At 74.2% G+C, this 9,246-nt stretch carries 10 protein-coding genes and 1 pseudogene; 4 read left to right on the top strand and 7 right to left on the bottom strand.

Features of this window, described 5'->3' with window-relative positions; all coding sequences use genetic code 11:
• The 3 genes and pseudogenes from B7P34_RS33605 to B7P34_RS33595 form a co-directional block, all read right to left on the bottom strand.
• Positions 1 to 641 (bottom strand): annotated as a pseudogene (locus B7P34_RS33605) (DUF5336 domain-containing protein); the annotation flags it as partial.
• A gap of 170 nt (positions 642 to 811) precedes the next feature.
• Entirely contained in the window at positions 812 to 1,822 is a 1,011-nt protein-coding gene (locus tag B7P34_RS33600) for an N-acetylmuramoyl-L-alanine amidase (RefSeq protein WP_106681951.1), read from the bottom strand.
• A 38-nt stretch (positions 1,823 to 1,860) separates the two neighbouring features.
• The gene (locus tag B7P34_RS33595) at positions 1,861 to 2,499 is read right to left on the bottom strand and encodes a class I SAM-dependent methyltransferase (RefSeq protein ID WP_106681950.1); all 639 of its coding nucleotides are present in this window, start codon (positions 2,497 to 2,499) and stop codon (positions 1,861 to 1,863) included.
• 142 nt (positions 2,500 to 2,641) lie between these two features.
• On the opposite strand from B7P34_RS33595, the gene B7P34_RS33590 reads away from it, so the two are divergent.
• Both B7P34_RS33590 and B7P34_RS39055 read left to right on the top strand, forming a co-directional pair.
• Complete coding sequence (locus B7P34_RS33590) at positions 2,642 to 3,220, top strand: superoxide dismutase family protein (RefSeq protein ID WP_106681949.1); 579 nt, start codon at positions 2,642 to 2,644, stop codon at positions 3,218 to 3,220.
• Positions 3,221 to 3,377: 157 nt separating this feature from the next.
• Positions 3,378 to 3,818: a hypothetical protein gene (locus B7P34_RS39055; protein WP_223268503.1), complete on the top strand. Its 441-nt coding sequence runs from the start codon at positions 3,378 to 3,380 to the stop codon at positions 3,816 to 3,818.
• Between the two features lie 173 nt (positions 3,819 to 3,991).
• On the opposite strand, the gene B7P34_RS33580 is transcribed toward B7P34_RS39055, so the two are convergent.
• Together B7P34_RS33580 and B7P34_RS39865 are read right to left on the bottom strand one after the other, a co-directional pair.
• Positions 3,992 to 5,173, bottom strand: a complete 1,182-nt coding sequence (locus B7P34_RS33580; RefSeq protein ID WP_106681948.1) for a bifunctional RNase H/acid phosphatase — start codon at positions 5,171 to 5,173, stop codon at positions 3,992 to 3,994.
• A 5-nt stretch (positions 5,174 to 5,178) separates the two neighbouring features.
• Positions 5,179 to 5,832: a zinc ribbon domain-containing protein gene (locus B7P34_RS39865; protein WP_435693992.1), complete on the bottom strand. Its 654-nt coding sequence runs from the start codon at positions 5,830 to 5,832 to the stop codon at positions 5,179 to 5,181.
• Between B7P34_RS39865 and B7P34_RS39860 the strand changes: the two genes are divergently transcribed.
• Positions 5,782 to 5,949, top strand: a complete 168-nt coding sequence (locus tag B7P34_RS39860) for a hypothetical protein (RefSeq protein WP_353620289.1) — start codon at positions 5,782 to 5,784, stop codon at positions 5,947 to 5,949. The two genes, B7P34_RS39865 and B7P34_RS39860, sit on opposite strands and share 51 nt — an antisense overlap.
• On the opposite strand, the gene B7P34_RS33570 is transcribed toward B7P34_RS39860, so the two are convergent.
• Together B7P34_RS33570 and B7P34_RS33565 are read right to left on the bottom strand one after the other, a co-directional pair.
• Positions 5,936 to 6,775, bottom strand: coding sequence for a Nif3-like dinuclear metal center hexameric protein (locus tag B7P34_RS33570; RefSeq protein WP_106681946.1), 840 nt, complete (start codon positions 6,773 to 6,775; stop codon positions 5,936 to 5,938). The two genes, B7P34_RS39860 and B7P34_RS33570, sit on opposite strands and share 14 nt — an antisense overlap.
• Before the next feature lie 66 nt (positions 6,776 to 6,841).
• Positions 6,842 to 7,870 (bottom strand): ABC transporter substrate-binding protein, encoded by a 1,029-nt coding sequence (locus tag B7P34_RS33565; RefSeq protein WP_106681952.1) that lies wholly within the window; start codon positions 7,868 to 7,870, stop codon positions 6,842 to 6,844.
• Between the two features lie 314 nt (positions 7,871 to 8,184).
• Here B7P34_RS33565 and B7P34_RS33560 point away from each other — a divergent pair.
• A partial coding sequence (locus B7P34_RS33560) for a hypothetical protein (RefSeq protein WP_223268502.1) occupies positions 8,185 to 9,246 on the top strand: 1,062 nt, incomplete at its 3' end.

Genomic DNA, 9,246 nt, shown 5'->3' with positions numbered 1-9,246 from the left:
GCGGGCGACGGCGCGGCCGCGGCACCGCCGAGGCTCGCGTCCGGCTGGCCCTGCTGCGCGCCGTAGGGCTGCTGCTGGGCACCGCCGTACGGACCGGCCTGGGCGCCGCCCGGGCCGGGGTAGCCGTAGCCCGGGTTCGGGCCGGCGCCGTACGGGGACGGGGCCTGCGGGCCGGGGCCGCTGACGAGCGGGGCCTTCAGGGCCGGGATGCGCGGCGTCATCAGCGCCGTGGCGGCCAGGGCCGCGTTGGCGAGGAGGCCCAGGATCTGGCCGACGCCCGGGGACACGCCCTGGGCGCCACCGATGATCGTCCACAGCGAGGACCACGCGGCGAACACGGCGAACGCGGTGCCCCACTGGCCGAGCTCCAGGCCCACGAGCTTGCGCCCCTCGGGCTGGAAGCGCGCGGCGACGATGAGACCGGCGGCGATGAGACCGGCGAGGAAGATCGACGGCAGGACGGGGAAGAGGCCGGCCTTCCAGCCGTTGGGCTCCGTGGGGCAGATCGAACCCGCGCAGTCGTACGAGTAGAAGCTGAGGAACGAGGCGATGAACAGCAACACCGCTGCTCCGATCACCACGCCGTCGCCTCGAGTGAGGGAGCGGATGTTCACTCTCATGTCCTTTGTCAGTGTGATCATTAACGTCGCTGTCGCCGGCACGCGAGGATGCGGGGGCGCGGGGGTGGCCCCCCATCGTACGGGTGAACCTATCGCCTGCACGGTCGGGGCGTCTTCTTCGTATCTGCCTCGTGACAAGCCCGTGGTCTGCACGGACGGTCGTGCCGGCGGCTCCGGGGGCCGCTTCGGACCTACCCGTCCAGGAAGTCCGTGATGCCGTCGGCGATCCCCTGCGCCGCCTTCTCCCGCCAGGCTCCGTCCGTCAGCAGGGCCGCGTCCTGCGGGTCCCGCATGTTGCCGCACTCGATGAACACCTTCGGCACCGTCGAGAGGTTGAGGCCGCCGAGGTCACCGCGGGTGTCCAGGCCCGTGCCGCCGCCGATGTAGTTGGACGCGGCGCTGTGCGTGACGCGCACGAAGTGGCCCGCGATCCGCACGCCGAGCTCCTTCGACGGCCCGACGATCGGCGCGGTGTCCGCGTGGCCGCCCTTGACGGAAGCGGGCAGGATCACATGGAACCCGCGGTTGCCGACGGCCGATCCGTCGGCGTGCACCGAGACGGCGGCGTCGGCGTGCGCCTGGTTCCCGATCGCCGCGCGCTCGTCCACGCACGGGCCGTACGGGCGCTCCCCGTCGTGCGTGAGCACCACCTTGGCGCCCTGCGCGCGCAGGATCGTGCGCAGCCGGTGCGCGACGTCGAGGCTGAACGACGCCTCCGCGTAACCGCTGTCCGTGGACGTCCCGGTGGTGTCGCACTCCTTGCGGCCCGTGCCGATGTCGACGGAACGGTCGATCTCCGCGGTGTGCTCGCTGTTGCGGATGTTGTGCCCGGGGTCGACCACGACCACCTTGCCCTTGAGCGGGCCGTCGGGCAGCGGCCCGTCGTCAGCGGCGGCGGGCGACGGGCTCCGCGCGCCCTCCGGTGCGGACGACCCGGGCGCCGAGGGCTCTTTGCCCTCCGGCGAGGGCTGCCGGGACGGGGCCCGCGACGCGGGGGACGCGCCGGGCGACGCCGACGACGCTGCGGCCACCGGCGCCTTCCTCCCGCCGTCCGCCTCCGCGTCCCACAGCAGCCAGCCCGCGACCCCGGCCGGGACCAGGGCCGCCACCGCGACCACTACGGGCGTGCGGAAGCCCGCCGGGCGGCCGGAGCGGCCTGCGCGCGGCGAGCGCGGGAAGCGGGGAAAGCTGCCTTTGGACACCCGGCGATGCTACGCCGCCGCCCCGCCGCGCAGGGGGCCTACGCCGCAACCGGTCCGCGCCGCAGCACCCGCAGCGACCGCGTCACCGACACTTCGGTGAACTCCCCGGACTCCAGCGCCCTGAGGTACACGCGGTACGGCGCCTGCCCGCCGTCCGCCGGGTCCGGGAACACGTCGTGGATGACCAGCAGCCCGCCCGGCGCGAGGTGCGGGACCCAGCCCTCGTAGTCGGCCGTCGCGTGCTCGTCGGTGTGCCCGCCGTCGATGAACACCAGCCCCAGCGGCCGCCCCCAGAGCGAGGCCGCCAGCGGCGACCGCCCCACGAGCGCCAGCACGTGCTCCTCCAGCCCCGCCTGATGCAGCGTGCGCCGGAACACCGGCAGCGTGTCCATCCGCCCCACCGCCTCGTCGACGAGCGACGCGTCGTGGTACTCCCAGCCCGGCTGCTGTTCCTCGCTGCCCCGGTGGTGGTCGACGGTCACCGCCGTCGTCCCCGCCTCCCGGGCGGCGGCCGCCAGCAGGATCGTCGACCGGCCGCAGTAGGTGCCGACTTCGAGCAGCGGCAGCCCCAGCCCCGCGGCCTCCTCGGCGGCGGCGTGGAGGGCGAGCCCCTCGTCGAGCGGCATGAACCCCTTGGCCGCCTCGAAGGCGGCGAGTATCTCGGGCTTGGGCGGCATGTGTCGTCCTCCTGGGGGTACGCGATGGTCGGCTCATTGTCCTCACCGGCCGCCGCGCGCGGTGCGTGAGGGGCCGATACCGTGGGAAGCACGAGCGGGGGACGCAGGAAGCCGCTGTCAAAGCTCCTGAAAGGGGCGGAAGATGTCCTTCGCCGTAGCGCTGCTCGCCGCATCGACGCTCGCGCTCACTCCCATGGGGCTCTCTCCCACGGGCTCTCCCGCGGGCGGCGCCCACGGGGAGGGCGCCGACGTCAGCGCCGTCTTCGCCGACCCCACGGGCGACGTGCTGCGCGCCGTGACCTTCGACTCCGACGCCGTCCCGCCGGGCGCCCGCGTCACCGTCACCGAGCGCACCGGCCGCGACGGCACCCGCATCCGCCTGCGCCTGGAGGGCGTCGAGCCGGACCGCACGTTCGGCGCCCACGTCCACACGAACCCGTGCGGCACCCGCCCCGAGGACTCCGGCGGCCACTACCAGCAGGACCGGGACCCGAAGCAGCCCTCCACCGACCCCGCGTACGCCAATCCGCGCAACGAGGTCTGGCTGGACCTCACCACCGACGGGCAGGGCGACGGCTCGTCGTCCGCCTCGGTCGCCTGGCGCTTCCGCCCCGGCGAGGCCCGCTCCGTCGTCATCCACGAGCACGCCACGGAGACGGCACCGGGCCGGGCGGGCATGGCGGGGGCGCGGCTGGCGTGCGTCAACGTGCCCTTCGCGTGAGCGCGCGGCTCATGTGCGGCTCGCGTGCGGCCCGTGTGCGGCCCGTGTGAGGACGTCCTTCGAATGGGTTCGAACGTGAGGGCGAGGCACTCGCAAGGGTGATCGTGTGCGCTGCCGGCCCCGGGCGCGGGCCCCCGCGCCGTAGCCTGCTGCCGCCATGAACGATTTCGTTGACGAAGCACGCTCGCGCGTCGCACACCTGCTCCGGATGGCCAACACCACGGACGACCGGGTCAGGGCACGGATCATCGAGTACGCGGACACCACCCCGGAGCCGCCTGTCATGAGCCGGGCCGGGATCGTCACCACCGGATGCGCGCAGTGCCTGAGGACCGCGTGGCGGCAGCAGGACGCGGAAGGGCCCGTATGGGTCTGCGCGTCGTGCGGCCACGTCGAAGGAGTGACCGTGAACTGTCCCCACTGCGAGGTGGCCATGACCCCGCCGGCGCTCGGAGCGCCCGATCGGTGGCAGTGCCCCCGGTGCCCGCGGGTCGCGGCGACGGGGGAGAGCGCGCTGGACATCGAGGAGCGGGAGCGGCAACGGCTTGCGGCCGTAGCCGCGCTGGAGGAGGCGGTGGCCCTGCGGGCGGCGGAGTGAGCCCTTCACTCCGCCGAAGTCCGGCTGCAAGGTCACGCCCCGTAAGGGGCGCGGGGAACTGCGCGACCAGCCACGGTCTGCCGGCAACTGACCGACGGCACGGCACCGCCGGTCAGGCACGTGGTGGTTTCTCGCCGCTGCGGCGGAAGTACAGAGAACTGGTCCCGCTTCGCCTACCGCAGGTGCCCCGTGTCGTTCAGCAGTCTCAGCGACGCGTTGCCGTCCGCGTAGTAGGCGACCGCCGACAGGGACGCCGCTGAGAGTTCCATGCGGAACAGGGACTCCGGCGGGGCGCCGAGGGCCAGTCGTACCAGGGTCTTGACCGGCGTCACGTGCGTGACCAGCAGGACCGTACGGCCCGCGTACCGGGCGAGGAGCTTGTCGCGCGTGACGGACATCCGGCGGGCGACCGCGGCGAAGCTCTCGCCGCCGCCGGTCGGGGCGGCCTTGGAGGAGGCGAGCCAGGCGTCGAGGTCGTCGGGCCAGCGCTCGCGGACCTCCGCGAAGGTGAGGCCCTCCCAGGCGCCGAAGTCGGCTTCGCGCAGGCCGTCTTCGACACGGATCTCCAGGCCGAGGCGCGCGGCCACGGCGGCGGCCGTCTCGCGGCAGCGCCGCATCGGGGAGGAGACGACGGCCTGGATGGTGCCGCGGGCGGCGAGCGCTCTGCCTGCGCGCTCGGCCTGGTGCAGGCCGGCGGGTGACAGCTCCGGGTCGCTGCCGCCGCTTCCGGAGAATCGCTTCTGCGGGGTGAGGGCCGTCTCGCCGTGCCGCAGCAGGACGAACGTGGTCGGCGTCCCGAGGTCGGCGGGGGCGGCCCAGCCGACGGGAGCGGCCTTGGGCTCCGTGAGCGGCTCAGCCACGGGCTCCGCCGCCCGCACGGCCGTACGGGCGGCCGTCCGCTCGGCGAGCGCGGCCGCGGAGGCGCCCGCCTCCCACTGCCGGCCGGCCTTGCCCGCGTCCATCGCTTCGTTGGCGAGCCGGTCGGCGTGCTTGTTCTCCTCGCGCGGGATCCACGCGTAGGCGACCTGCCCGGCGGGGAAGAGCGCCCGCGCCCGGGCGGCCAGCGGCCGCATGTCCGGGTGCTTGATCTTCCAGCGGCCCGACATCTGCTCCACGACGAGCTTGGAGTCCATCCGGACCTGGACCTCGGCCGAGGGGTCGAGGGCCTTCGCGGCCTCCAGGCCGGCGATGAGGCCCCGGTACTCCGCCACGTTGTTCGTGGCGGTGCCGATGTACTCGGCGGCCTCGGCGAGGGCCTCGCCGGTCGCCGCGTCCAGGACGACGGCGCCGTAGCCGGCGGGGCCCGGGTTGCCCCGGGAACCGCCGTCCGCCTCGACGATGAAGCGAGGAGCCATCGGGCTTACAGGCCCGACTCGTTGGTGCGGACCAGGATGCGGCTGCAGTTCTCGCAGCGGACGACCTGGTCCGGCGCGGCCGCGCGGACCTCGTTGAGCTCGGTGATGTCGAGCTCCAGGCGGCAGCCCTCGCAGCGGCGCTGGTTCAGGCGCGCGGCGCCGATGCCGCCCTGCTTCTCGCGCAGGCGGTCGTAGAGCTTCAGCAGGTCGGCCGGGACGGAGGCGGCGACGATCTCGCGCTCCTTGGTGACCGAGGCGGCCTCGGCGTCGATCTCGGCGAGGGCGGCGTCGCGGCGGGCGACGGCGTCGTCGACCTTGGCCTGGACGGAGCCGACGCGGCCGGTCAGCTCGGTGACGCGCTCCTGCGCGGACTCGCGGCGCTCCATGACCTCCAGGACGACGTCCTCCAGGTCGCCCTGGCGCTTGGCCAGCGAGGCCACCTCGCGCTGCAGGTTCTCCAGGTCCTTCGCGGACATGCCGACGCCGGTGTCCAGGCGCTGCTGGTCACGGGCGGCGCGCTGGCGGACCTGGTCGACGTCCTGCTCGGCCTTGGTCTGCTCGCGGGCGGTGTCGCTCTCCTCGGTCTGCGCGGCGACGAGGAGGTCGCGGTGCTGGGTGAGGTCGGCCTCGAGGGAGGCGATCTCGGCGTGCTCGGGCAGGCTCCGGCGCTTGTGGGCGAGCTGACCGAGGCGGGTGTCCAGCGCCTGGAGGTCGAGGAGGCGGATCTGGTCTGCGGGCGCGGCGTTCAGTTGGGGGCTCCTGTTAGTGGTTGGTGACGGCGGACGCCGCGTGGGCGGTCCAGGGGTCGGTGACGGTCTTCGAGACGTGGGTGCGCAGGCCCCAGCCGTGCCGGTCGGAGATCTCGTCCAGCTGGGCGGCGGCCTGCTCGGCCCACGGCCATTCGGTGGCCCAGTGGGCGGCGTCGACGAGCGCCAGCGGGCTGTGCTGCTGGGCCTCGGAGGCGGGGTGGTGGCGCAGGTCGGCGGTGACGTAGGCGTCGACGCCGGCGGCCCGCACCTCGTCGAAGAGGGAGTCGCCGGAGCCGCCGCACACGGCCACGGTGCGGATGGTGCGGCCGGGGTCGCCGGCGACCCGGATGCCCTGTGCCGTGCCGGGCAGCCGCTTGGCGGCGCGCTCGGCGAACGCGGACAGGCTCATGGGCGGGTCGAGCTCGCAGACGCGGCCGAGGCCGCGGCGGCCCGCCGGGTCCGCCGGGTCGGGCACGAGGGGGCCGGTGACGCGCAGGTCGAGCGCGCCGGCGAGGGCGTCGGAGACGCCGGGGTCGGCGCGGTCGGCGTTGGTGTGCGCGACGTGCAGGGCGATGTCGTGCTTGATCAGCGTGTGCACGACGCGGCCCTTGAAGGTCGAGGCCGCGACGGTCGTGGTCCCGCGCAGGTAGAGCGGGTGGTGGGTGACCAGCAGGTCGGCGCCGAGCGCCACGGCCTCGTCGACGACCTCCTGGACGGGGTCGACGGCGAACAGCACCCGGCCGACCGGGGCCGCGGGGTCGCCGCAGACCGTGCCGACGGCGTCCCACTGCTCGGCCTGCTCCGGGGGCCAGAGGGCGTCGAGGGCGGCGATGACTTCAGACAGTGCGGGCACGGAGGAAAGGCTACCTGTCCGCCGTGCCCGCGCGGGCTCCGCCCGATCCGGGGCGCATCCCGGGCGTCACTTCACGAGGAAGCCCCGGAGGTCGTCGAGGACCTTGTCCGCGGCGGTGACGCCCAGGCCCAGGTACCAGGTCTCGTCCTGGACGTCCTTGGCGTGGCCCTCCTTGACCGCCCGCAGGTTCTTCCACAGCGGGTTGTCCTGGGCGGTGTCGCGCTTGGTCTTGTCCGGGGCGCCGTAGACGCCGGTGAAGATCCAGTCGGCGTCGGCCTTGTCGATCTGCTCCGGGCTGATCTCCACGGCGAGCTTGTCGGCCTGCTGGTTCTCCGGGCGCGGCAGGCCCACGTCCTTGAGGATCGTGCCGATGAACGACTGGCCGGCGTAGAGGCGCGTGAACTGCGGCAGGTAGCGGACCATCGAGATGGTGGGCTTCTTCTCGCCCAGGTCCTCGCCGAGCTTCTTCGCCTTGGCGGCGTACGCGTCGAGGTTCTTCTTCGCCTCGGCCGTCTTGTCGAGCGCGGCCGCGTTGAGGAGGTAGTTCTCCTTCCACGTGAAGCCCGGGCGGACGGAGAAGACGGTCGGGGCGATCTTGGCGAGGTCCTTGTAGTTCTTCTCCGCGCGCAGCTTGCTGCCGAGGATCAGGTCCGGGTGGAGCTCGTTGATGGCTTCCAGGTTGAGGTTGCTGATCGTGCCGACGCTCTTCGGGTCGCCGGCGTCCTTCTTCAGGTACTCCGGGAGCTCCTGGCTGCCCTCGCTGGGGGCCCAGCCGACCGGCCGGATGCCGAGCGAGACCACGTTGTCGAGCTCGCCGACGTCGAGGACGACGACGCGCTTCGGGCGCTCCTTGAGCTCGGTCGTGCCGAGGGCGTGCTTGATGGTGCGCGGGAACTGGCCGGGCGCGGCGTCCGTGCCCATCTTCGCCGTCTGCTCGCCGGCCTTGCCGAAGTCCTTGCCGCTCTCCGACACGGCCTTCGAGCCGCTGCCGTCGTCCTTTCCGTCCCCGCCGTCCGATGAGCCGCAGGCCGCGAGGGCGAGCGCGGCGACTGCGGACAGGGCGACTGCGGCGGTGCCGCGGCGGCGAAGGGGCATCACGTACTCCAGGGTCGGGTCCGGCCGGGCGGCCGTCACGGCCGCCGGTTGGTCAAGGGGGCCTCTTCAGCCACCCCCCGCGACTACTTAGGCTCGCCTTACCTTACGTGACGGTGCGGAAGGCGCGAAGCACACCCTCCTCGTACCCCTCAGGCGAATCGGACAACGGCCACCCTTACGCGTGAAGCGGGCCGACTCTCATTGTTCGGCAGGAAGTGCGATAACTACGTTCTGTGCCGGAGGTGACGTTTCTCATGACGGTCTGTGCCCCCCAGAGCACCCCGCAGAGCACCCCGCGGAGTGGCTCGACGGACATGAGGCGCCCGGCGTTCACGGTCACGGCGAACGGCTCGTACGCCGCCCGGCTGGCCCTCGACGGCGCCACGGGCGGCTGGTTCCCCGAGCGCTGGACCCTCGACGGCCCCGAGCCGTACGCCGTGCCGCTGCCCGGCAGCCAGCCCGAGGAGCCCGACAGCGAGGTCCAGCCGCTCGCCGACGGGCGGGTCCTCATCCGCCGCCGGGTCGCCGAGCGGCACACGCTCTCGCTGCTCTACCCCACCGGCCCCGGCACCGGGGAGCTGCCCGTCGGCGCCGTCGAGTGCGCCCGGCTCTCCCTGCTGCCCCCCGCGCCGGGCGGCGCCTCCGCCTACGGGCTCGTCCACGCCGAGCGCACGACCGCGCTGTGGCGGCTGCACGGCGGCGCCTTCGGGCCCGAGCGGGTCGTCGAGGTGCCCGGCCGCTGCACGGGCGGCGCCTGGCTCGACCGCACGGGCCGGCTCCTCGCCCTCGACCGCGAGCTGGACGGCCGCACCAAGACCGTCGTCGTCGACCTGGAGCGCGGCGGCGAGACCAGCCCGCTCCTCCAGATCACCGAGGACAGCAACGACCGGCTGCTCCTCGCCGACCCGTACAGCGGCCTCCTCCTCGTCCGCTCCGACGCCCCCGGGCAGGACCGGCTCGGCTGGGGCGTGCTCGGCTCCGCCCGGCCCGTCCGCTTCCCCGAGTGCCTGCGCCCCGCCGGCGCCGCGCTCACCCCCTTCGCCACCCAGCCCGGGCAGGAGCTCACCCCCGAAGGGTGCGCGGTCGCCTTCCGGGTCGAGGGCGCGACCGGCAGCTGGGTGGGCGTCTGGCGCCCCTCGGGCAAACAGCTCCAGCAGTTCCCCGCGCCCGCCGGCTGGCTCGTCGGCGCGGGCCTGTGGACCAGCGGCGGCGAGCTGCGGCTGCCGTTCGTCACGCCCTACGTGCGCTGCGGGCTCGCCCGCCTGCGGCTGCCGGAGGCCGAACGGGGGGAGACACGGGATACCGGCGGGCGCGGGGCCCCGGCCGGGGCGGGGGGCGCGGCGGAGCCTGCGGCGCCCGGGGCGCCCGGGGCGCCT

Origin of the sequence: Streptosporangium nondiastaticum (assembly GCF_003011965.1) — a bacterium.
Lineage (GTDB): Bacteria > Actinomycetota > Actinomycetes > Streptomycetales > Streptomycetaceae > Streptomyces > Streptomyces nondiastaticus.
Note: the sequence above shows the minus strand (reverse complement) of the source record. Positions and strands in the feature narration are given on the sequence as shown.

Excerpts from the sequence above, each read along its gene's own strand:
- B7P34_RS33580 (WP_106681948.1), bottom strand. The coding sequence starts at position 5,173 with ATGGCTCCTCGCTTCATCGTCGAGGCGGACGGCGGTTCCCGGGGCAAC.
- B7P34_RS33590 (WP_106681949.1), top strand. The coding sequence starts at position 2,642 with ATGTCCTTCGCCGTAGCGCTGCTCGCCGCATCGACGCTCGCGCTCACT.
- B7P34_RS33595 (WP_106681950.1), bottom strand. The coding sequence starts at position 2,499 with ATGCCGCCCAAGCCCGAGATACTCGCCGCCTTCGAGGCGGCCAAGGGG.
- B7P34_RS39055 (WP_223268503.1), top strand. The coding sequence starts at position 3,378 with ATGAACGATTTCGTTGACGAAGCACGCTCGCGCGTCGCACACCTGCTC.
- B7P34_RS33565 (WP_106681952.1), bottom strand. The coding sequence starts at position 7,870 with ATGCCCCTTCGCCGCCGCGGCACCGCCGCAGTCGCCCTGTCCGCAGTC.